Origin of the sequence: Saccharibacillus sp. O23, from assembly GCF_002205895.1 — a bacterium.
In the GTDB taxonomy this organism is placed as follows: domain Bacteria; phylum Bacillota; class Bacilli; order Paenibacillales; family Paenibacillaceae; genus Saccharibacillus.
Map to the genome: position 1 here is coordinate 54,112 of NZ_NJDE01000006.1, position 21,563 is coordinate 75,674.

18 protein-coding genes are annotated in these 21,563 nt (G+C 56.3%); 7 read left to right on the forward strand and 11 right to left on the reverse strand.

What is annotated here, in order from left to right; all coding sequences use genetic code 11:
• Window positions 1-388: 388 nt before the first annotated feature.
• Entirely contained in the window at window positions 389-2,035 is a 1,647-nt protein-coding gene (locus CDO73_RS08135; RefSeq protein WP_088488026.1) for an ATP-binding response regulator, read from the forward strand.
• Window positions 2,036-2,313: 278 nt separating this feature from the next.
• On the opposite strand, the gene CDO73_RS08145 is transcribed toward CDO73_RS08135, so the two are convergent.
• The gene (locus CDO73_RS08145) at window positions 2,314-3,627 is read right to left on the reverse strand and encodes an N-acetylmuramoyl-L-alanine amidase family protein (protein ID WP_088488028.1); all 1,314 of its coding nucleotides are present in this window, start codon (window positions 3,625-3,627) and stop codon (window positions 2,314-2,316) included.
• A gap of 360 nt (window positions 3,628-3,987) precedes the next feature.
• Entirely contained in the window at window positions 3,988-5,403 is a 1,416-nt protein-coding gene (pyk, locus tag CDO73_RS08150) for a pyruvate kinase (RefSeq protein WP_088488029.1), read from the reverse strand.
• A 233-nt stretch (window positions 5,404-5,636) separates the two neighbouring features.
• On the opposite strand from pyk, the gene CDO73_RS08155 reads away from it, so the two are divergent.
• Window positions 5,637-6,416 carry a helix-turn-helix domain-containing protein gene (locus CDO73_RS08155; protein WP_088488030.1) on the forward strand — a complete coding sequence of 260 codons (780 nt, stop codon included), beginning with the start codon at window positions 5,637-5,639 and terminating at the stop codon, window positions 6,414-6,416.
• 238 nt (window positions 6,417-6,654) lie between these two features.
• On the opposite strand, the gene CDO73_RS08160 is transcribed toward CDO73_RS08155, so the two are convergent.
• Window positions 6,655-7,566: an AraC family transcriptional regulator gene (locus CDO73_RS08160; RefSeq protein ID WP_306437514.1), complete on the reverse strand. Its 912-nt coding sequence runs from the start codon at window positions 7,564-7,566 to the stop codon at window positions 6,655-6,657.
• Between the two features lie 586 nt (window positions 7,567-8,152).
• On the opposite strand from CDO73_RS08160, the gene melA reads away from it, so the two are divergent.
• The 3 genes from melA (at window position 8,153) to CDO73_RS08175 (ending at window position 11,254) form a co-directional block, all read left to right on the forward strand.
• Window positions 8,153-9,481, forward strand: coding sequence for an alpha-glucosidase/alpha-galactosidase (gene melA, locus CDO73_RS08165; RefSeq protein ID WP_088488032.1), 1,329 nt, complete (start codon window positions 8,153-8,155; stop codon window positions 9,479-9,481).
• A 265-nt stretch (window positions 9,482-9,746) separates the two neighbouring features.
• The gene (locus tag CDO73_RS08170) at window positions 9,747-10,763 is read left to right on the forward strand and encodes a C40 family peptidase (RefSeq protein WP_088488033.1); all 1,017 of its coding nucleotides are present in this window, start codon (window positions 9,747-9,749) and stop codon (window positions 10,761-10,763) included.
• 164 nt (window positions 10,764-10,927) lie between these two features.
• Window positions 10,928-11,254 (forward strand): hypothetical protein, encoded by a 327-nt coding sequence (locus CDO73_RS08175; protein ID WP_088488034.1) that lies wholly within the window; start codon window positions 10,928-10,930, stop codon window positions 11,252-11,254.
• A 100-nt stretch (window positions 11,255-11,354) separates the two neighbouring features.
• Here CDO73_RS08175 and CDO73_RS08180 read toward each other — a convergent pair whose 3' ends face one another.
• From CDO73_RS08180 to CDO73_RS08190, 3 genes are all read right to left on the reverse strand, one after another.
• Window positions 11,355-11,648, reverse strand: a complete 294-nt coding sequence (locus CDO73_RS08180; RefSeq protein ID WP_088488035.1) for a putative quinol monooxygenase — start codon at window positions 11,646-11,648, stop codon at window positions 11,355-11,357.
• Window positions 11,649-11,684: 36 nt separating this feature from the next.
• Window positions 11,685-12,323 carry a nitroreductase family protein gene (locus CDO73_RS08185; RefSeq protein WP_088488036.1) on the reverse strand — a complete coding sequence of 213 codons (639 nt, stop codon included), beginning with the start codon at window positions 12,321-12,323 and terminating at the stop codon, window positions 11,685-11,687.
• A gap of 94 nt (window positions 12,324-12,417) precedes the next feature.
• The gene (locus CDO73_RS08190; RefSeq protein WP_088488037.1) at window positions 12,418-12,843 is read right to left on the reverse strand and encodes a MarR family winged helix-turn-helix transcriptional regulator; all 426 of its coding nucleotides are present in this window, start codon (window positions 12,841-12,843) and stop codon (window positions 12,418-12,420) included.
• 219 nt (window positions 12,844-13,062) lie between these two features.
• Here CDO73_RS08190 and CDO73_RS08195 point away from each other — a divergent pair, with 219 nt between their 5' ends.
• Window positions 13,063-13,398, forward strand: coding sequence for a DUF4870 domain-containing protein (locus tag CDO73_RS08195; protein ID WP_088488038.1), 336 nt, complete (start codon window positions 13,063-13,065; stop codon window positions 13,396-13,398).
• A gap of 40 nt (window positions 13,399-13,438) precedes the next feature.
• A complete protein-coding gene (locus tag CDO73_RS08200; RefSeq protein ID WP_088488039.1) occupies window positions 13,439-13,696 on the forward strand; it encodes a DUF6953 family protein in 258 nt (85 codons plus the stop codon).
• Window positions 13,697-14,003: 307 nt separating this feature from the next.
• Here CDO73_RS08200 and CDO73_RS08205 read toward each other — a convergent pair whose 3' ends face one another.
• From CDO73_RS08205 to CDO73_RS08225, 5 genes are all read right to left on the reverse strand, one after another.
• Window positions 14,004-15,359 carry a glucoamylase family protein gene (locus CDO73_RS08205; protein WP_088488040.1) on the reverse strand — a complete coding sequence of 452 codons (1,356 nt, stop codon included), beginning with the start codon at window positions 15,357-15,359 and terminating at the stop codon, window positions 14,004-14,006.
• A 166-nt stretch (window positions 15,360-15,525) separates the two neighbouring features.
• On the reverse strand, window positions 15,526-17,034 hold the full coding sequence (locus CDO73_RS08210) for a glycoside hydrolase family 32 protein (RefSeq protein WP_088488041.1): 1,509 nt from the start codon (window positions 17,032-17,034) through the stop codon (window positions 15,526-15,528).
• A 28-nt stretch (window positions 17,035-17,062) separates the two neighbouring features.
• Window positions 17,063-18,304 carry an MFS transporter gene (locus tag CDO73_RS08215; RefSeq protein WP_088488042.1) on the reverse strand — a complete coding sequence of 414 codons (1,242 nt, stop codon included), beginning with the start codon at window positions 18,302-18,304 and terminating at the stop codon, window positions 17,063-17,065.
• Between the two features lie 254 nt (window positions 18,305-18,558).
• Window positions 18,559-19,542, reverse strand: a complete 984-nt coding sequence (locus CDO73_RS08220) for a LacI family DNA-binding transcriptional regulator (RefSeq protein ID WP_088488043.1) — start codon at window positions 19,540-19,542, stop codon at window positions 18,559-18,561.
• A 147-nt stretch (window positions 19,543-19,689) separates the two neighbouring features.
• Window positions 19,690-21,282, reverse strand: coding sequence for an ATP-binding protein (locus CDO73_RS08225; protein WP_088488044.1), 1,593 nt, complete (start codon window positions 21,280-21,282; stop codon window positions 19,690-19,692).
• Window positions 21,283-21,563 lie beyond the last annotated feature (281 nt).

A 21,563-nucleotide genomic window follows, 5' to 3' on the forward strand; every position in this document is an offset into this window, starting at 1 on the left:
CCTTTATCGGTTGAGAGAAATCTATGAATAACCGCCGTCTCTGGCGGGTTCGAATTCGTCTATGGGCAAAGTAAATTCTCTGTAAAAACGCAGAGTGATGCAACTTACAAGTCTAGCATAGAATCTTGAATTTAAACAGGCCCGTTTCGTTCAAATGTTCGGCGGCATCTGTCGGCGATCGCGGCCGAATCCGAAATTTCGAACGAAGAAGAAGACGCGAATCGTTTTCCGATCGTCGAAAACGTAATCGACGGAAGCGTTCGAGGACCCTTCCGGATGGCGTGAAACAATAATTGAAATCGGCTCTTCAAAAGCATGTTTTTTGCAAACTTTTCAGCTATAGTTAGAGAAACACACGGCTTGGTAACATTCGTCAGGGAGGTGCGGGATGTTAGGCGGAAATCGGATTTTTCTTAGAAATTTTGCGGAAGCGTCTGCCCATGTCGTAAACCTGCTCGGGCGGCGTCTGGAAGCCGATACCGTGATGGTCGTCTCCGGCGAAGGGCCGATCGGTACCGTCGTCGAAGTCTTCAATCGCGAGCTTCCGCTGGCGCGCGAAGGCCAAGAGATTCCGTTCGGTTCCGAGTTCTTCGCAAGTCTGGCGGACGCGCGTCGGGATCTGCCGGTCGTGATCCCGCAGACGTCGAAGCATTCCTTGACCCGCGCGCAATACCCGGCTGAAGGAGCGGAAGAACGTTCGCTGATCGGATTCCCGCTTTCTTATTCCGACGGCCGCAAGTTCGGCGGATTGATCATGCTCGGCGCCGAAGGCTTTTTTGAAAAGGGAGATCTGGAATTGGCGGCTTCGATGGTCTTGTTTCTGTCTTACGCAGCGGAATCGGAAGGGCGGCAGCAAGAAGACCGGGAGCGGATCGATCGATTGAACGCGGACAAGCAGAACATGGAAGCGGCGGCCGAAGCCTATCGGGGAGAAGCGCAGGCTGCCAGACAGTCGACGCAGCAGAAAGCGGATTTTCTTGCTTTTATGACGCACGAGATTCGCAATTCGCTTAACGGCAGCATCGCGATGAGCGATCTGCTCGCTTCGACGGAACTCGAGCCGCAGCAGCAGGAATATCTGGAGATGATCCGATCCAGCAATCAGTTCTTGATGACGTTGGCCAACAATATTCTCGATTACAGCAAACTGGAAGCGGGCAAGCAAAGTCTGGACGTTTCGCTGCTCGATCCGGCTTCGACCATCGAGGACGTGGCTTCGTTGATGGCGCCGCGAGCGATCGAGAAGCGGGTCGAACTGATTCTGGACGTCGAAGATCGGCTGCCGATGTTCGTGCAAGGAGACGCGGGGAAGCTGCGCCAGATTCTGCTGAATTTATTGGGCAATGCCGTGAAGTTCACGCATCAAGGCGAGATCTTGGTCAAGGTGCATCAAGCTCCGCCCGAGTCGGAAGGCGAGATTCGCCTCGAGGTCTCGGTTCGGGATACCGGAATCGGGATCGCGGCGGATAAGCTGGCCGGATTGTTCCAGACCTATCAACAGGTACACGATTCCGAAGGTCGATCGCATTACGGCGGCACGGGTCTGGGCCTCGCCATTACCCGCAACCTGATCGAACTGATGGGCGGCCGAATCTCGGTGTTCAGCGCGCCCGGAGTCGGAACGGACTTTCAGGTGAGCCTGCCTTTCGCGCCGTATGCCGAGTTCGACAGTACCACGATGGCTCCGCTCAAACTCAACGATCTGCGCGTACTCGTGGTAGACGACAATCCGACGGCGCTCGCCGTGTTGGAACGACTGCTGTCCGCTTGGGAAGCCTGCCCTTCCGGAGCGAGTACGGCCGAAGAAGCTCGGTCTCTGCTCGACCGGGAGACTTTCGATCTGGTTCTGCTCGACATGCATTTCCTCGATTTGGCCGAAACCATCTCCGATTCGACCGGCGCGCCTCCTATCGCGCTTCTGGCTCCGTTAGGCACCGCCCCGCAGCTGTCGAACATGTCCGATGTTCGCTTCACCGTGTTTAAGCCGCTGCGTCGGCTTCAGCTCTACAGCGCGTTGTCCGCGATCAAATCGTAAGCCGGTCGCCGGCCGGACGAAGCTCGGCCGTTTGGCGACCGCAAACCCGAACCGCCGCGCTTTTCTTCCATCCGGGCCGCCTGCTGCCTCATTCGATCTTTTCCGATTTTTTCGACGGTTCCCGCAAGACGAGTACGCTGACCGGCCATTCGGTCGACTCGCCCGATAGGATCTTAAGCGCGCGAAACAGCCCTCTCCTTTTCGGAAAGGGCTGTTCGGCAATTCGCGAACGAAGCGGCTCGGCGAGTACGTACTCGATCGAGCCGCCGCATACGCGTCTATTTCGAGAAATACAATTGAAGTCCGTCCGCGATCGCTTTGGCCGCGCTGCGGTGGTAATCGTCGCCGGAGATTTTGCCTTCGTCCGAAGCGTTGGACAGGAAACCCATCTCCAACAGCACGGAAGGCACGCTGTTCTCTCGGATCACTTTGAAATTGCCGAAAGCCAGTCCGTTATTGCGAATCCCGATTCCGCCTTTCAGCGGAGCTTCGATGGCGCGGGCCAGTCCGAGGTCTTTGGATTCGGAGTAGAAGCAGACCATCGTGCCGTTCGCGGACGCGCTGAGCGCCGAATTATAATGGATGCTCACGAAAGCGTCCGCTCCCACGGAAGACGAGAGCTGCGCGCGCGAAGCCAGCGAAGGCCGCTGACTGTTGGAAGTCCGCGTCATCTCGACTCTTGCTCCCCGGGAAACGAGGTAATCGCGTACGTACATAGCCGTCTTGAGATTCAGTTCTTGCTCGACGAGACCGTAAGTGGTTCCGATGGTGCCGGGGTCGTTGCCGCCGTGACCCGGATCGATCACGATCAGCTTGCCTTGCAGGCTGCCCGACTGAATATCCGCGGTTTTGGCTTTTGGACTTTGCGCCGCGGCCGTGCTGACATTCACCGCTTTTTGCTTCTGAACCGCGCTTTTGGTCTGCGCGGCCGCGCCGCCTTGCAGATATTTGGCCGAGACCCAGCCGTAAGCGCCGTAAGACGTCTGAATGCGCGACCAGCCGCTCTGATGGTCCAACACGGTCACGGCATCGTTACGGTTCGCGGAGCCGAGCAGTTCGTAACTTTTGCCGGGTCCGCTGCGAATGATCACGGCGTTGGCCGTTACCAGCGCTTTGCCGCCGGCCGATACGGAAGAACCTCGGGACGAAGAAGAAGGGGCGGCGGACACGGTTCTGATGCCGGACGAAGAAGTCGTCACGGTCGCGGAAGCCGCGCTTCCGTCTTCTCTTTTCAAGTAATAACCCGCGACCCAACCGGACAGATTCGCGTTCTCGACTTTCAGCCAACCCAGCTTCTCGTCTTTGACCGTCACGACGTCCCCGCTGCGCAGCGAACCGATGACCTTCGTATTCTCCCCCGCCTGACTGCGCACTTTCAGCGAATCGGTATGCACTTTGGCCGAATACGTATTGTCCGCATGCGCCTCCCCCGGCGCGGCGGTCAATACGAGCGTCCCCAGTCCGGCCGCCAGCGTGAGCGCGGCGACCCCTTTGACGCGACGTACGCGGATCGGACGACCTCCTCCGACCGTCCGATCCTGAACGTTCGCTTTTCCTGCTCCGAACTTCGCCGGGCGCTTCAATCGATTCATGGATGTACCTCCGCCTTGTTCGTTATTGGTATTCGTTTATGTACGTTAGCTGTCCGCGCGTCCCGAATCCGGCAGTCCCCAAACGGTCGGGTCGGGCGCGGCATAAGCCTCTTTACCTGTAAATGCTCACAGTTTCAACTTATAGTACCCGTTTTTGCGCAAAAAGATACAGGAAAGCGCAAAAATAGTCGAATGGACTTACGAACTTTTGGCGAACAATCCTAATAAATCAGGCCTTTGCGCATAAATTTAAGCATGAAAAAGAAGCCCGGACGGAAAAAATGCCGTTCGGACTTCGGAAAACGTTCGTTTTTGTGCCGCATCGCGGGACTCGCGAAAGGCTTGGACGAGAAATTCGGATTATACGAGCTGCACTTTCATGACGTTCGTGCTGCCGGTCCGACCGATCGGAATGCCCGCGCACAGAACGACGGTTTCTCCCGACTTGATGTAGCCGGATTCCAGCGCGTTGCGGGTCGCGACTTCGAACATTTCGTCCGTGCTGCTGACTTCTTGGCCTTTGACCGGAACGACGCCGTAGAGCAGGCTCATTTTAGGCAGCGTTTTTTCGTTCTGCGTCACGGCGATGATCGGAGCTTTCGGGCGGTATTTGGAGATCATGCGCGCCGTAAAGCCGGATTCCGTCGAGATGATCAGCGCAGCCGCGTCGAGGACGAGCGAAGCGTTAACCGAGCTTTGGCTGACCACTTCGGTGATGTCGTTCAGGTGCAACGCGCGTTTGCTGTTGAACTGCACGTCGTAGTCGATCATCGTTTCGGCTTTGGCCGCTACGGCCGCCATCGTGCGTACGGATTCGAGCGGGTATTTGCCCGCGGCGGATTCGCCGGAGAGCATCACGCAGTCCGCGCCTTGCAGCACGGCGTTCGCCACGTCGCTGACTTCGGAACGGGTCGGACGCGGGTTGACCTGCATCGACTCCAACATATGCGTAGCGACGATAACCGGTTTGCCGGCCAGATTGCATTTGTCGATCATGAGCTTCTGCGCGGCAGGAACGTCCTGCACCGGTACTTCGACGCCGAGGTCGCCGCGGGCAACCATGATGCCGTCGGAAGCTTCGATGATGTCGTCCAGATTGTCCATGCCTTCTTGGTTCTCGATCTTGGAGATGATTTGCACGTGCTCCGCGCCTTTTTCGGCCAGAATGCGGCGAATCTCGCGGATGTCGTCGCCTTTGCGCACGAAAGAAGCGGCGATAATTTCAACGTTTTCGCTGAGGCCGTAGTTGATATGCATCACGTCGCGCTCGGTTACGCCCGGCAGGCTGGTCTTGACGCCCGGCAGGTTCACGCCTTTGCGAGGTTTCAGGCGGCCGCCGTTCAGGATTTTGCAGTAGATCTCCGTGCCTTCGACGCTGAGTACGTCCAGCGCGATCAGGCCGTCGTCGATCAGGATGCGGTCGCCCGCTTTGAGGTCTTCGTTCAGCTTCGGATAGTTGACGCCGATGCGTTCCGCCGTGCCGAGCACTTCCAGTTCGGTCGTGAGGATCAGTTCGCTTCCGGCTTCGAGCTGCACGTATTCGTCTTGGAACTTGCCGATGCGGACCTCCGGTCCCTTGATATCCATCATGATCGGCACGAAGGTGTTCAGTTCGGACGCGGCTTGGCGCACCTTGCGGATGCGTTCGCTGTGATCGGCCGGTTCGCCGTGCGCCATGTTCAGGCGGGCGACGGTCATGCCGGACTTGATCATTTCTTTGAGCATTTCCACGGAATCGCAGGCAGGTCCCATCGTACATACAATCTTGGTTTTCATGGTCGGTAAAAGCCTCCTAATGTTCTTCAGCTTCGAGGTTGTTGTCCGCCCCGAAGCTCAAGCGTAATCACCGGTTCGGCGTCGGGTCCATCACTTATGTTATACCCGCTACGGGCAGATTGATTGGCGCTTACAACAACCTTATGCCCTTATTGTACCGTCCGCGCAGACAGGATGAAATGACATATAGTACAATGTAGGAAACATAGTACGACGGGCGAAGGAGGACTCCCATGCTGAAAGTCGAAGACGTGCATCAGGATAACGGGACGGAATGGTACGAACAAGCGGAAGGCGGAAAAGACTGTTATTTGCTGGCGCTCGAAACCTACGGCAAATGCATCTATTGGGTGGACGGGGAGCGCAATATTCTGGAACGCGGGGACGTGCTGATCATTCCGGCGCATACGCCTTATTACGGCAAAAGCGTTCCAACGCTGACCCATACCAAGACGGTGGTGGACTTCACGGTATCGACGGAAGACGCCGAAGCGCTGCCGCTGCTGCGTCACGGCCGGCCGTACAAACGGCGCCTCGGACGTTACGAATCGGTGCACGAACGCATTCGGGTGCTGCGCGAACAGTGGAACGATCAGCCGTCGTATTACGAGCTGATGGCGCAGTCCATCTTGACCGAGCTGTTGATCGATATCAGCCGGGAATTCGATCGCGGCTTGATCCAGACGGAGAAGCAGCGGCATGTGGAGCATATGAAGCGGTACATCGAGCGCAATTACCGGGAAAAGATCACGAAGGAAGTGCTCGCCGAAGTCATCGACCGCACGCCGAACTACGCCGCTTCGCTGTTCAAGGAAGTGACGGGACGGACGATCAGCGAATGCGTGCACCGGCAGCGGATGAAGCGCGCCGTCTACATGCTGGAAGAATCGCGCCTGAACGCCGCGGAGATCGCGGAATTTCTGGGGTACAAAGACGCCTCGTATTTCTACCGGATGTTCAAGAAGATCACGGGAGGCTCGCCTTCGGCGCTGCTGAAAGAACGGCGGACGTAACGATAAGAGCCGCTCGAAAAAATTCCGATCATGACCGAAAAGCCGCATATAAGGAAGCGGGCTGGAAATCGTTCGGAAAAATAAAACGCGTATCATGCGCCCGCAGGATATCGAGAAGCTGTCGGCTTTTTACGGAGCGATAGGATCGGCGGCAAGCTCGCGGCGCGGGCCGAACCGAACGTATCGGGATTCTCGCCGGGCCGCGCGCGTACGCCCGAATAACGGGATCGGCGGCCGGTCAGACAGGTTCCGCCGCGCCTTCTTCGCGATAAGCGGTCGGCGAGACGCCGCAGACGCGCTTGAACATCTTCGAGAACAGGAACGGGTCGGGATAGCCGACCGACCGGGCCACGTCGCTGACCGACAGCGACGGGTTGCGCAGCAGTTCCCGCGCGCGCCGCATGCGGTATTGCAGCACGAAGGTCTGAAGCGGCACGCCGTAGGCGTGCTTGAACAGGCTGGACAGGTAGGTCCGGTCCAGTCCTACGGCGCGGGCGATGTCTTCCGCGCCCAGCTTGCGGCTGTAGCCGTTCTCGATCACGGCTGCGGCCTTGGCCAGATGCGCCTCCCGTGCCGGGGGAGGCGCGAGGCGGCGCGCCGTAGGCTGCGGCGCGCCCGCGACCAGCGCGGCCAGCAGGCGGTACACTTCCGCCTGCGCGAGCAGGTCGCCGCCGGGCTGCTCGCGTGCCTCGAGCAGCTTGGCGTAGAAGCCCTCGAACGGCGGCGGATCGGCCGCCGTGAACACGGGCGAGCCGGCCGACAGCCCGGCCCGCTCGAGCAGCGCGCGGATATGCAATCCGCGCAAGCCGACCCAGGCGTAGATCCACGGATCGCGGAGATCCGCCTCGTAGTGCACGAGCGTCTCGGGCGAGATCAGGAAGCCCTGCCCGGCCGCGAGCGGATATTCGCGGCCTTCCGAGCGGAAGATCCCCCGGCCGCTCTGGATGTAATGCAGGATGAAGGTGTCGCGCAGCCCGGGACCCCAAGAATGTCCCGGCGCGCATTCTTCGCGCCCGTAGAAGATCAGGGAGACTTCCGCGGGGATGCGTCCCGAAGACGACTCTTCGGACGGATGGATGAAATGTTCGTCGGGCATAAGACGGAGGCAGCTCCTTTCGGTGGATGAAGCCGAATGTTGACTTTTCGGCATGATTTTATGCTCTTTTGGGTGGCGAACGGCGGGAATGTTGACGAAATGCACATATTTTAGAGGCTTGGGGCCGTTTTTGAGCGAATACCGACGGAAATGTATGCAAAACGGCAGCATTTGCGCTGAAATGGCGAGAATTCCGCGGAATTGCGAGCGTTTGGTCAACATTTTTCGCAAAAGCGTTTGCGAATCGGTTGAATTTCCAGCGGAAGCGGCTGGATTGGAACAAGCTCTAAACGAGCTTGATTCGAAGAAGCGGAACAAACCTCGTTTGATTGGAAGCCGCTCTCGGAAGAGGAAAAGGGAAATTCCCTTCTTCCTGAATGGATTAAGGTCGCTGAATTTGTAACGAGTTTTATTCGAAGAAGCGGAACAAACCTCGTTTGATTGGAAGCCGCTCTCGGGAAACGATCGAAAGTCGGTTGGACCGTCCGACTTTCGATCCTCTGATTGAAGGTCGCTGAATTTGTAACGAGTTTTGTTCTTATATTATAACAAAAACACCTTCCATTACTCCATGTCTTCCTGTAAGCGCTCCCGTTATAGTGGAGACATCAACGCAACCGACACAGGGAGGCTGAAAAGAATGGGGAAAATCACGTTTATCGGCGCGGGGAGCACGGTTTTCGTTCGGAACGTTCTGGGAGACATCATGATGACGCCGGCGCTGCAAGGGTTCGAGCTGGCGCTGTTCGATATCGACGCGCAGCGGTTGAACGAATCGGAGACCTTGCTTCGTGCCATGAAGAACACGGTCGGCAGCCAGTGCGAGATCAAATCTTACCATGACCGCAAAGAAGCGCTTCGCGGAGCGAAATACGTCATCAACGCGATTCAGGTCGGCGGTTACGATCCGTGCACGATCACGGATTTCGAAGTGCCGAAGAAATACGGGCTGCGCCAGACGATCGCGGACACGCTGGGGATCGGAGGCATTTTCCGCAATCTGCGCACCATTCCGGTCATGCTGGACATCGCCGCCAACATGCGCGAAGTCTGCCCGGATGCTTGGTTCCTGAACTATACGAATCCGATGGCGGTGCTGACGAACGTGATGAATACGGCGGGCGGCATCAAGACGGTCGGACTTTGCCACAGCGTGCAGCATTGTATCCCGGATTTGTTCAAGAATCTGGACATGGACGCGACGAACGTCCGGGCGAAGATCGCGGGCATCAACCACATGGCGTGGCTGCTCGAAGTGACGCGGGACGGAGAAGACCTCTACCCGGAGATCAAACGCCGCGCGGCCGAGAAGCAGAAAGAGAAGCATCACGACATGGTGCGTTTCGAGCTGATGAACCGGTTCGGCTACTATGTTACGGAGTCGTCCGAGCATAACGCCGAATACCATCCGTATTTTATCAAGAAAAGTTATCCCGAGCTGATCGAACGCTTCAATATTCCGCTCGACGAGTATCCGCGCCGCTGCGTGAATCAGATCCGCGAATGGGGCGAGATGCGCGACAGCCTGATGCAGAGCGAGTCGCTCGAACATACGCGCAGCGTGGAATACGCGTCGCGGATTCTCGAAGCGATGGAGACGGACGTGCCGTTCAAGATCGCGGGCAACGTGATGAACAACGGCCTGATCTCGAACCTGCCGGACGATGCCTGCGTGGAAGTGCCGTGTCTGGTCGATGCGTCCGGCGTCAGTCCGACCTATGTCGGCGCTCTGCCTCCGCAGCTCGCGGCGCTCAACCAGACGAACATCAACACGCAGCGCTTGACGATCGAAGCGGCGCTGACCGGCAAACGCGAACATGTCTATCATGCCGCGATGCTCGATCCGCATACGGCCGCCGAGCTGTCGCTCGACGATATCGTTTCGCTGTGCGACGACCTGATCGACGCGCACGGCGACTGGCTGCCGCAGTTCGGCGGTGAACGCCGCGCGCCGCAGACGGTGTCCTGATCGGCTGATCAAGTGTAGTTAAGGTAAAGGTATCTTAACCAAAGCTGCAGTAACGTTATGTTGGACTAAATCGCGCTTAAAGCGTGCGCGTTTTAGTCCAACATAACCTCTGATTAAGTTTGGTTAAGATATAACCCCGGGAAATTCCGGGGCTTTTTTGCTTTCCCAGCCTCTTTTTCCGAAGCTTATCTGGTAAACTGGGAGCAACCCATGTCGGATTCTATGCATACTGATCATCTTCAAAGAAACGAGGGCTTACACGTTCATGAACATCGGCAAAAAGTTATCTCTGTCCCTACTGTCTCTGCTGCTGCTTCTGCCCGTACTGACGTTCGGCGAAACGGAGACGGCTTCCGCCGCTGCTCCGAAGACCAAAACGGTGGTCGGCGTATCGGTCGCGACGTTATGGAAAACGCCGGGACTGGCCCGTTCGATCGACGCGTCTTCGTTGGCGTCGCCGGTCGATATGACGGCTTGGACGGCGGCGATGAACACGACGGCGAAACGCCGCTGGTTGACGGGCAAGACCGAAACGCAGGCGCTTTACGGACAGGAAGTCAAGATCGTGCAGACTCGCGGAGCTTGGTCGCAGGTCGTGGTTACCGACCAGGCGACGTCCAAAAGCCGCTACGGCTATCCGGGCTGGCTGCCGACGGCGCAGCTTCGGACAGTACCGGCTGCCGATTGGGACGGAAGCGCTCCGGAAGCGGTCGTCGGCGCGAAAACGGCGGCGCTCTACAAAACGGACGGCAGCGCGAAGCTGCTGGAATTGAGCTTCGGTACGCGTCTGCCGGTCGCGGCGCAGCGAGGCGAATGGGTAGAAGTACGCGCGCCGCAGTACGGCACGGCGAAGATGCGGGCCGAAGACGTCAAGGTAACGGCGGCCGGAGCGAAAGAGGCGCAGCCCACCGGCAAGCAGTTGGTCGATACGGGACGTACGTTCCTAGGCTTGAAGTATCTGTGGGCGGGCACGTCGGCGTACGGATTCGACTGTTCCGGTTTCACCGGCGCGATCTATCGCTATTACGGGATTCGCCTTCCGCGCGATGCTTCGGACCAGTTCCGCGCGGGTAAATCGGTAGCAAAGGCCGACTTGCAGCCCGGCGACCTTCTGTTCTACGCGCATAACGACGGCAAAGGCAGCGTTCACCACGTCGCGATGTATATCGGAGACGGCAAGATGATCCATTCGCCGAAAGCCGGCAGAACGGTCGAGATCATCCCGACGGCGACGAAAGGTTACGCGAACGAGTTCGCCGGGGCGCGCCGCTATTTGGATTAAACGTTCTTGAGACGGGGATTTCCTTGCGACATGCGAACGAGGGATCTCGGTCCCGAGACTGATCTTTGCGAAAAAAAGAAACGAATCGAAACGGGCCGCGTAAAGGAAGACATGCGAAACAACGTTGGTTCCAAACATTTTATCGCGAACAGGAGAGAAGAATAATGAGTATATCGAGAATATTGCTGCTGGTGGCCGGCATCTGCGAACTGCTGCTTGCCATCCCGATTCTGGGAGGAACGGTCGTACTGGCTACAGGGTACGGAGTGCTCGGCTTTATGTTCCTGCTGCATGTCGTAACGTTGGTGTTCGTCGTTCGGGATCGCGCGCCGATGTACGGTCCGATTCTGGGTATCATCACCTCGGCGCTGGCTTGGATTCCGTTCCTCGGCTGGGCGCTGCACTTGATCAGCGGCATCGCGCTGGTGATCAACGCTTTCCACGGACAACGCACGATCACGGGCAGCGGCGAACAACGCCGTTACTACTAAGCCGCCGCGTTCGAGCGATCGGCAAAAAGAAAAGCCCTCTTCGACCGGATTCCGGTCGGGAGGGCTTTTTTTGTATGGAACATGCAGCTCTTCGATACGATTAAGACAACGGTTGTCCGTCGAAAGCTTTCACGTCGAGCGGAGCGGCCAGATAAGCTTTGGCTCCCGCCGCGAACGAAGTGAAATGTTCGCTGGCGTTATGCAGACCGACGGCTGCTTGGTCGCGCCAGATTTCCACCATCGTGTAGACGTTCTCGCGGCCTACCGCTTTGTGCAGATCGTAAGCGACGTTGCCTTCTTCGGCTTGCGATGCCGCGATCAGCGGCTTCATGTTCTCGAGAAATTCGGCTTCTTTGGCCGGGTTAACGTGAAAAGTAGCATGAACGATAATCATGTGATATTCCTCCTTGTTGGATGGGTTAGATGAATCTTAACGCCATTCGGTCGTGCGGGCTACGTCCAGACGGGCGGACGAATGTCCCGGTTTAGCGGCTTTGCCGATCGAGATCAGCATAACCGGTACGTGGCGCTCCGGATCGATGCCGAACGCTTCGGCGACTTTGTCTTTCTCGTAGCCGCCGATCGGGTTGGTATCGTAGCCGTGCGCGCGAGCGACCAGCATGAACTGCATCGAGACCAGACCTGCGTCGATCAGGACGGAATCGCGTTTCATTTCGGTCGGCATGCCGTTCAGCAGCGGCAGGTAGCTCGCGAGCTGTTGGTCTTTGATGTCCTGCGGCATGTAGCCGAGTTCAACGGCTTTGCTGAAGATTTCGTCCGCGAATTCCGTGAAGTTCAGATCGCCGAATACCGCTACGACCGCAGCGGAAGTCTCGACTTGGTGACCGTTGAATTTCGCCAGCGGAAGCAGTTTGGCTTTGGCTTCTTCGCTCTCGATCACGACGAAACGCCAAGGCTGCATGTTCACCGAAGACGGTGCCAGCGTGGCTTCCTCAAGCATTTGCGTCATTTCTTCGCGGCTGATCTTCACCGACGGATCGTAATAACGGACGGAACGGCGGCTTTTGATGACTTCCAAGAAATCTTGAACTTGTTGTACGGTGCTCATTAAGAACATCTCCTTTGATTTTCGCTAATTTAGAAAAACATGACGGGGAGAAACGAACGTCGGCAGACGGCGCGAAGCCGCTGCCCGCCGTTCGCTACAGGTGCTCGGCGTTGCGGTGCATCCGATCGAGCATATCCGCGAGCTTCAGGCGCTCTTCGGCATCGAAACCGTCGAGCAGGCCTTCGATCAGGCGGGACTTCTCTTCGACGAAGCTGGCAATATGGGCGCGTCCGGCTTCGGTAAGCTGAACGAGCGTAATCCGATTGTCGCTTGGGTCATTCCGTCTGGTGACAAATCCCTGCACCTCAAGCTGCTTGAGGTGGCGGGTAACCGCAGCGCTGTCGATGCCGAGCGTTTTCTGCAGCGCGCTCTGACCGATTTCTTCCGCGGCAAACAGTTCTTGCAGCAGCCGAAACCGCGATGCGCTGGTACCGACGCAGCCCGAAAATGCGGCACCGACACGATTGTTAAGCAGTTGGATCTTTTCCAAAATGCAAGCTTCGGGCGTGACCGAACACATACGCAGCGTCTCCTTTCTCCTCGATGATTGACGGGTCAATGATTGACACATCAGTAAATATAAAATACGTGCTGAAAAAAATCAAGTGCCTAAACAAAAAAATAATTTTCTTCTGACGAAACCGCGCCATTTTCTGGACGTATATCCGCTAAAATAGTTGAAGAAGGCAGAATATCAAGCTGCTTCCAAGCTATTCCAAAACGAAAGGGGAAGATGAACATGCAAGAACAAAACCCGTACAACCGGCAGTCCGACCCGCAGGATGCCGAGCAGAACAAAACGATCGCCGCCGTCGCTTACATCCTGTTTTTCCTGCCGCTGCTGGCCGCTCGCGATTCGCGTTTCGCCATGTATCACGCCAACCAAGGACTGCTGCTTCTGCTTGCGATCATCGCGGGCAACATCGTTTTGGGCTTTATTCCGATCATCGGTTGGATTCTGCTGCCGATCTTCGGACTCGCGTCTTTCGTCTACTTGATCTTCGGCATCATGAACGCGGTCAACGGCAAAATGCAGCCTCTTCCGTTTATGCCGAACATCGAGATCCTGAAGTAATCGGTTATACTAGTAGGAAAAGGTAAGCAGGAGGATTCGCATGAGCGAGGAAAACAAGGCGGAAAACACCGCCAAGCAGGTAGCCGAATGGATGGTCGAAGAGATTCGTTTCCGCGGCATCCTGAGACAAGAAGAAGCGATCGCCCACGTGCGCGAGCATTTCGGGGAATCCTTTATTTTCGTCAACGAGAACGGCAACGCTTCGTTGGAGAAAGAAGTGAAGAAGGAGTTCCGCAAGTTACATAAAGGGCGGATCGCTTGGGATCGGGACGGTTTTATGTGGGGATGGATTGGGTGAGAGAAAGCCGCTGGGAGTTCCCGGCGGCTTTTTTGATTGCTGAAAGTTCCTATACGTGTGGAGGGCGGGAGAGGCGTGAAAGTTTCGTTACGGTCGCTTGTTGTAATCGGGAAGCTGGATGAGGTTAAGATGGAGGCTTCCCGATTACAAAGGCGAACACTCCGTTCCTCCACTGAAACTTCCCCGCCTTTTGATCGCCCTAAGTATAGGGCCTTGCAACAAGAAAAAAGCCGCCGGGAAAAGGGCGGCTTTCTTTTGTTTTTGAAGCGAGGGGAGAACATGCCGGGTTCCGTGATGATCGATTTGTTTACTCGATCGAGAACACTTCTTTTCGCAGCAGTTCTTCCGGTTTCTGGCCGATCGGGTCGGAGTGGAAGTAGTCGCGGATCAGATCGTCTTCGACGTAGTTGGCGATCGAGACCATGATCATGCCTTGGTCGAGGGCCAGGTAAGCTTTGGCGACTTCTTTGGTATCCAAATTCACGGAGTCGTACAGGCCGTATTTGCCCATCAAATCCAGCTTTTTGAGCGCTTTGATGTTCTCGCGCGCTTCTTTCGGCGTATAATCCAGCGCCAAGAAAGTCGCGTGCGCGGTTACGGTCGAGCTGTCTTTATAACCGGAGATGCCCAGAGGCGTCGCGGCGAATTCGCTGTATCCGGTCGGAGTGGCGGACGGCGAGAAGCCCCATGCGGGATAGCCTTTTTCTTTGGCGTAAGCGATCTGAAGCTCGGCATAATGCTGATTATTGAGTCCCAGCGCCCGGGTGCCCAGTTCTTTTTCTTTCAAGACCATGCCCGGCATCAGCGCTTCGAACATGCTGCCGCCCCATGTCGGGACGAACTTCGTGCCTTGATACGTATAATGGCCTTCGAAGACGTCCACGCCGTCGTAATTGACGGTCGCGCCTTCCGGAATCTGCGACTGCCAATCCCATTCTTTCGGCATCGTGCGGTACATTTTCCACCAGTGATCCTGAGGGACGTCGCCTTTGCCGATCGCGATATAGCTCGCTACGCGAGGTTCGGTATAGAACGTTCCGTAATGATGTTCGGTCAGCGCGCCTTTGGCAACGTCGTAACCGCCGCGGAATTGGCCGACTTCGGGATCGTAGAGCTTCGAATAATCCATCTTGTCGACGAGGCTGCTCGTGCGCGCGTTCAGTTCCGGATAAGCTTGACCGACCACGATCAAGCCGGCGGACAGCCAACCGTTATCGACTTGGGAGATGAATTGGCCCCAGTCTTTTTTGACGGAAGCGTCTTCGGTGTTGTACCAGTTGTAGAACAGGCCGTTCCACTTGTCCATTTTCTCCAAGGAAGCCAACGTGGTTTGAAGACGCGACAGAGCTTCTTTTTTGGTGATCAGCTTCATCTGCTGCGCGGATACGGTGCTCATCATATACATGGAGATATTGGTCGGAGAAGTGCGTTTGGCTTCCTCCCAATCTTTGCCTTTCAATCTGACCTCGTCGGACGTCAATCCCGTCTCGGGATCGGTAAAGTCTTTGAAGTACTTGTACGTGCTTTTGGAGAGCGCTTTCAATTCCGAAGTGAATCCGGCAGGTTTATAATCCGTAGACTGGGCGGAAACGGAAGACGACCAAGGCATAGGGATAAGCAGGCAAACGGCGAGAAATAAGCTGACCAGCTTCGTTTTTCTCATAAAACGGCTCCTTTCGAGTCAAATTCGAAACGTTTCGAAAATTTTCGAGTATCAATGCCCTATACCCTTATTTTCGAAATTCAAAACCCGGATCGAAATTTTAAATCCCAAAACGCAGCAAAAAACCGAAGATCGACCGATCCTCGGCTTTTGATGTTGCACGGCATCAAAGCTCGGCAGATTCCGCTTTGCCGGACTCGTTCCATACGTCTTTCAAGCTCCAATACTTCCATTCTTTCACGGCCGCTTCTCCGCCGACGGCGACCAATTCCAAGCCGCTAGGCGACTCTGCCGGATAAATACGGCTTGTCAGCGTCGCGAGCCCGTCGTTGGCGAATACTTCGACCGAAGAGCGATCCACGAAGACGCGCAGCGTAAGCAGATCGTTCCGAAGCAGCGGGGCCGTACGGATGCCGTCCTGCGGCTTGCCGGAAGCCGAAGCGTCCAGCGTCAGTTTTTCCTGCGCGATATCGTAAAGAATCACCGTCTCCTCCGCAGAGCCACCGTGCAGGATCAATCCGACTTTTTCCGCGCTGCTTCCGGTCAGATCGAAAACTACGCGGATTTCCAGCAGCGATTCTTTCAAGGAAACCCGGCGGCGATCGGTCAAAGCGAAAGCTTCGCCCAGCGGGAATTGTGCGAGGCGCAGCAGCTCCGTTTCCTCGGCGGGATTCATCAGCAGCCTTCCGTCCTTATCCAGATTCAGCACGCGAGGCAGCGTCAGCGCTCCGGCCCAACCGTGCGATTTGGTCGGCATATCCGATTCCCACATATCCATCCAACCGATCGCGATCCGCCGTCCCCGATCGTCGAGCAGCGTCTGGACGGCATAGAAATCGTGCCCGTGATCCATTTCGCGGAATTCGCCATGCCGGAACTCGTTCGTCTCGTAATCGTAATCGCCGACCAGGTAACCGGTCTGGAACAGATTCATGTAGCGATCGCCTTGACGTTCCATGCCCTGAGGCGAGAACAGCAGCACATGCCGGCCGTCCAGCTCGAAAAAGTCCGGGCATTCCCACATGAAGCCGAGCGTGCCGTCGCTTTCGGCGAGTACGCCGTCGTACGTCCATCGGCGCAAATCCGGCGAATGGTAGCGAATGACGCGTCCGCGGCCGTCCGGCGTCGCGTTGCCGAGCACCATATACCAAGTGTCGCCGTGCTTCCAGACTTTCGGGTCGCGGAAATGGTGGGCGCTGTCGGCCGGCGGCTCCGCGATTACGGGGTTGGCGCCGAGCTTGTCGAAACGAATGCCGTCCCGACTGACCGCGATATTTTGATTCTGCGTAAAAATATCTTTCTCGTGTTCGCCGTGCGTGTAATGGTGTCCGGTGTAGATCAGCGTCAGCACGCCGTTATCGTCGACCGCGCTTCCGGAAAAACAGCCGTCGCGGTCGCATTCGTCGCCGGGCGCCAGCGCGATCGGACAGTGCTCCCAATGCGCCAGATCTTTGCTTTTGACATGTCCCCAGTGCATCGGTCCCCAATGTTCGTCGTAAGGATGATGCTGGTAAAAAACATGGTATTCGCCGTTAAACTGCACCATGCCGTTCGGATCGTTGATCCAGTTGGCCGGGGCGGCGATATGGTAACCGGGACGGTAACGGGGATCGACTTTTTCGCTCGCGCGTTTCAGCGCTTCGGCGGCGTTCCGGATGGAATGAAGAGTAGACATGGATGTTCCTCCTTGGCAAAACGGATTTTTAGGTCGACTGCTGCGGTTCCAGTTTTCTTTCGATCTTAGGCTTGCGGTTTTTGTCGTCGAACAGGGTGAAAATCGAAATCAGGGTGAATACCAGCACCAGCGCGCCCATCACCAGATACGTGTGGCGGAAGCCGATTCCGTCGTACAAAGAACCCGCGATCGGCGACAGTACGGCTTGGCCGACCTGAGAGGCGAACTGGAAGCCCACCAGATACAGGATCGACGACAGACGGGTATCGAAATGCGCCGCCAGATATTTGAAAATAGCGATCAGCATGATCGGAAGCTCCAGCGCGTGGATCAGTTTCACCGCGGAAATGCCGATCGGTTCGAACACGAGTCCCGAGCCGACGATGCGCAGCGCCATAAGCATGCCGGCGAAGATCAGCGATCGTTTGGCGCCCAGTTTGTTGACGATGAACGGAGCCATGAACATCATGCCGGCTTCCAGAAAGACCTGAAACGAGTTCAGATACCCGTAAACCTGATTGCCCAGCTCATGCGACGGGAACAGGGACGAGTAGTAAATCGGAAACTGCTGATCGTATACGCCGTACACGCAGGATACGCCGATCACGTACAGCATGAAGTACCAGAACGGACGAAGCTTGAACAAGTTGCCGATGTCTTTCATCGAGACCGAAGCCGCTTTTTCCAGCTCGCCTTCCGTTACCGGGATGCGTATCGACAGAATGATGCCGACGAGCACGACGGCCGACACGGACGAGATCCAGAAGTTGATATTCGGGTTCAGGTTGAACAGCTGTCCCGCGAAGAAGGTCGCCGCCGCCCAGCCCAGCGAACCCCACATCCGCGAACGTCCGTATTCGAATCCGTATTTGCGGCTGACTTTTTCCACGTACGTCTCGATCGCGCCGACCCCGGCCAGAAATCCGACGCTCAAAAACGCTCCGCCGACGATCGCTCCGAGCCATACGTTGACTTGAAGCAGCGGCCCGTAAACGAAAACGAAAAACGGTCCCGTGAATACGAGCAGCAGGCTGATAAACAGCAGGATATTGCGCCGCAGGCCGATTTTGTCCGAGATGAAGCCGTACAGCGGCTGCGCGCACAGAGCGAAGATAGCGTTTACAGAGAAGATCAAGCCGGTTTGCGATCCGGTCAGCTTCATCTCCTGTCCGAGCCATATGGAGAACAGGGAGTAGCTGGAAGACCAACAGACGAAAAAGAAGAAAAAGTAAAAACTCAGCTTCCAATACAGGCTTTTCGATCCGGACATGGCGTTCGCTCCTTCGTTCGTGTAAGTGCTTTCTTGAATGCATTGTATGTCAACCGGTTGCATATGTCAACCGGATGACACAAGAAATGAAGCGCAAGTCGAAAAAATAAAAAACGCCTTCGGTCGAAGGCGCGGTCGCGAATATAAAAAAGCGTCCGGAAGCCGTCGGTCGGGGCTATCCGGGCGCATCGTCGGTTCGGCGGACGCTTTCGATACCGATGCGACGAGTCTTCCGATCGAACTGTCCGGCCGCCTTAGGCGGTCGATCCTTCGTACAGCTCGACCGGCAGCGTGATCTGGCGGTCGACGGCATCGAATTCGCCGTCGATCTCCCGCAGCAGCACCTCGATCGCGGCGCGGGCGATTCCTTCAATCGGCTGACGGATCGTCGTCAGCTGGGGCATGGCCGAAGTGATGACGCCGGTGCCGTCGTAGCCGATTACTTTCAGATCGCCCGGGACGGACAAGCCGCGGCGGCCCGCTTCGAAAATGACCGAAGCGGCGATCATGTCGTTGCTCGCGAATACGCCGTCCGCGTCCGGATGTTCGTCGAAAGCCCGCCGGATCACCGCAAGCTGATCGTCGCGATCCAAAGGCTGCTCGATTTCGTAGGTACGATGCGGCAGGCCGCGGCGCTCCATCGTCTCTTCGAAAGCTTTGCGGCGCAGCTGCGCCGGCGTTTCCAGCTCGGCGGGGCCGTTGAAATGCAGGATGCGGCGGCAGCCCCGGTCAATCAACCGCTGCGTGGCCAGCCTTCCGCCTTCGTAATTATCGGAGCCGACGACGGGAATCGTATCGGACAAATAGCGATCGATCGCCACGACGGCCAGATTGGATTTTCGATAATTGAGCATGCCTCGGTTATGGGTTCCGACGATAATGCCGTCCACCTGATTGCGCATCAGCATTTCGGCATACTGCTCTTCCTTATCGATCCGGTTCAGGCTGTTGCACAGCAGAACTTTAAGATCGTGGGCGGCGCAAAGGTTTTCGATATGAAAAGTCAGTTCTCCGAAAAACGGGTTGGCCGTCGTCGGAAGAATCAGTCCGATTAAACGGGTGCGTTTGTTGAACAGCGAACGCGCGATATCGTTCGGGAAATAATTCAGTTCCTCCATCGCGCTGCGCACTTTGATTTTGGTCGCTTCGCTGACGTAGCCCCGATTGTTCATCATGCGCGATACCGTGGTCGGCGAGACGCCGGCGAGCCGGGCGACATCTTCCAGTTTGGCTTTCATGCGGCACCCTCCGTTTTTCTTTTCATTATAGCATCGGCCCAGCGGGCACAAAAGTCGAAGGACATCCCCTAGAGGCGTCCAGACGGAAAAAGCTTCCGTCCGGGCGCTTTTTCGCGTCCCGCCGGAAGCTTCGTGCATGCATGAGTATCAGCTCGTCTTGAAACGAACATAGAACGCGGTGCCTTCTTTGCCCGTGGACAAGTCGATCGTGGCGCCGTGTTTGTTGGCGATGCTGAAGCAGACGGCAAGGCCGAGACCCGATCCGTTTTCTTTGGTCGTATAGAACGGCTTCCAGATCTGTTCGACGACGTCGGGCGGGATGCCGGGACCGTTGTCTTCGATGACCAGTACGGCGCAGTCTTCTTGCATATAGGTCTTGAGCTGAATCCATCCGTTATCGTCGGTCGCTTCGAGCGCGTTGCGGACGAAATTCAAGATCAACTGGGTGATCTGCTTGCTGTCCATCTCGATCGAATCCACCGGAGTCAGATGGGTCGTGATCATCTTGCCGGTGACGGAAGCGTCGGCTTCGATCAGCGGTTTGATCTTGCGGATCAGATCATTCAGATTCTCGCGCTTGAGCTGAACCATATGGTCTTTGGCAAGGGAGAGGAACTCGGTAATGATCTGGTTGGCCCGGTCGAGTTCTTCGATCATGACTTGAAGATAAGCGGGTTCCAGCGTGTTCTTGCCCTGCATCAGCATCAGTTGAAGGAAGCCGCGCACGGTCGTCATCGGATTGCGGACCTCATGACCGATGCCGGCGGCGACTTCGCCGACCAGATGCAGTTGGGACAACCGTTGGAGTTCGTGTTCGTACTGCTTGTGTTCGGTCAGATCGCTGATCATGGTCAGCAGCAGCAGTTCGCCGTTAAAGTCGAGGCGTACGGTGCGCAGGATGCACACCTTCTGCTCGCCGGCATGGTTGGTGAAGGTCACCTCGCGGCTGATTCCTTCGGGTACGGACGAATCTTCTTCCGGCTCGGGAATCTGAAGCATCAGTTCGTTGCCGCGAATCAATTCGCCGTAGCGCATCTCCATATCGCGCCGCGTGATGCCGAGCAGCAGCAGAAAAGCATCGTTCGCTTCGATGATCTCGCGGCCTTCCAACGTCGTGATCAGCATCGGATGGGGGCTGGCGGCGAAGATCGTGGCGAAACGGTTCTCCGAAGACGACAAAAAACGGTTGGTCTCGGCGAGCACCGCGTTCTGACGTTCGAGATTCTGAATGCGACCGATCCGCTCGAAAGCGTGCACGAGCTGCGAAGCGATCAAGTGCAAAGTCTCCAATTCCGCCGGCTCGAACGTATCGCTTGTCCGAGAGCCGAAACCCAGCGCGAAAGGCCGGCTCTCGTCGAGCAGCACGATCGGGAAACAAGCGTAACGCCGCAATCCCATCTGGCGCAGGATGCGTCCGTGGAAATCCGTCGTTTCCTGCACGCGTTCGCAAATATAAGGGCTTTTGGACTTGATTACCGTGCCGCAGATCGTCTGTCCCTGATCGAGCGAGAGCAGCGCTTCGGCTTCGGCCTCGGTTACCCCGCGATGGTGGATTAATTGAAGGCGGTAAGGAAACCGTTCTTCGACCCAATAATTCAATAGAAGATCCAGACTAAAATACTTGCTTACGCAATCAAATACGTGCGTCAGCAGTTGTGCGGGCGTCTCGCTGGACAGCATCCCCGGAAGAAGGTCGGTCAGCACATGATATTTTAAGTCCAGATCGGTCTCGGGATTCAACGCAACTCACCTCGTTTGGTCATACTTTCGATATACAGGGCAATTATAGCACCCCAACAAGAGGAAAAGTAGAAGAGAATATGAAGTCCTCGTAGAAACTGTTCAAAAAAATGAAAAAAGGCTTATTAATGTAAAAATCATTCTACATCGGCAAGCTTGCGCAAACGATAAAAAGAAAGAAGGAGACCGGCTTGAAAAACTTTTGAAAAATGATGAAAAACCGGTTGTATTATATGTCGGATGTGATATACTTCTCACAGTACCGAATGACCGAAATGTTT

What these genes read in the sequence shown, in the direction of transcription:
- CDO73_RS08215 (WP_088488042.1), bottom strand. Translation starts at nt 18,304, where the DNA reads ATGTCCGGATCGAAAAGCCTGTATTGGAAGCTGAGTTTTTACTTTTTC.
- CDO73_RS08220 (WP_088488043.1), bottom strand. Translation starts at nt 19,542, where the DNA reads ATGAAAGCCAAACTGGAAGATGTCGCCCGGCTCGCCGGCGTCTCGCCG.
- CDO73_RS08210 (WP_088488041.1), bottom strand. Translation starts at nt 17,034, where the DNA reads ATGTCTACTCTTCATTCCATCCGGAACGCCGCCGAAGCGCTGAAACGC.
- CDO73_RS08155 (WP_088488030.1), top strand. Translation starts at nt 5,637, where the DNA reads ATGCTGAAAGTCGAAGACGTGCATCAGGATAACGGGACGGAATGGTAC.
- CDO73_RS08205 (WP_088488040.1), bottom strand. Translation starts at nt 15,359, where the DNA reads ATGAGAAAAACGAAGCTGGTCAGCTTATTTCTCGCCGTTTGCCTGCTT.
- CDO73_RS08180 (WP_088488035.1), bottom strand. Translation starts at nt 11,648, where the DNA reads ATGATTATCGTTCATGCTACTTTTCACGTTAACCCGGCCAAAGAAGCC.
- CDO73_RS08145 (WP_088488028.1), bottom strand. Translation starts at nt 3,627, where the DNA reads ATGAATCGATTGAAGCGCCCGGCGAAGTTCGGAGCAGGAAAAGCGAAC.
- pyk (WP_088488029.1), bottom strand. Translation starts at nt 5,403, where the DNA reads ATGAAAACCAAGATTGTATGTACGATGGGACCTGCCTGCGATTCCGTG.
- CDO73_RS08200 (WP_088488039.1), top strand. Translation starts at nt 13,439, where the DNA reads ATGAGCGAGGAAAACAAGGCGGAAAACACCGCCAAGCAGGTAGCCGAA.
- CDO73_RS08190 (WP_088488037.1), bottom strand. Translation starts at nt 12,843, where the DNA reads ATGTGTTCGGTCACGCCCGAAGCTTGCATTTTGGAAAAGATCCAACTG.
- CDO73_RS08135 (WP_088488026.1), top strand. Translation starts at nt 389, where the DNA reads ATGTTAGGCGGAAATCGGATTTTTCTTAGAAATTTTGCGGAAGCGTCT.
- CDO73_RS08160 (WP_306437514.1), bottom strand. Translation starts at nt 7,566, where the DNA reads ATGCCGAAAAGTCAACATTCGGCTTCATCCACCGAAAGGAGCTGCCTC.
- melA (WP_088488032.1), top strand. Translation starts at nt 8,153, where the DNA reads ATGGGGAAAATCACGTTTATCGGCGCGGGGAGCACGGTTTTCGTTCGG.
- CDO73_RS08175 (WP_088488034.1), top strand. Translation starts at nt 10,928, where the DNA reads ATGAGTATATCGAGAATATTGCTGCTGGTGGCCGGCATCTGCGAACTG.
- CDO73_RS08170 (WP_088488033.1), top strand. Translation starts at nt 9,747, where the DNA reads ATGAACATCGGCAAAAAGTTATCTCTGTCCCTACTGTCTCTGCTGCTG.
- CDO73_RS08185 (WP_088488036.1), bottom strand. Translation starts at nt 12,323, where the DNA reads ATGAGCACCGTACAACAAGTTCAAGATTTCTTGGAAGTCATCAAAAGC.
- CDO73_RS08195 (WP_088488038.1), top strand. Translation starts at nt 13,063, where the DNA reads ATGCAAGAACAAAACCCGTACAACCGGCAGTCCGACCCGCAGGATGCC.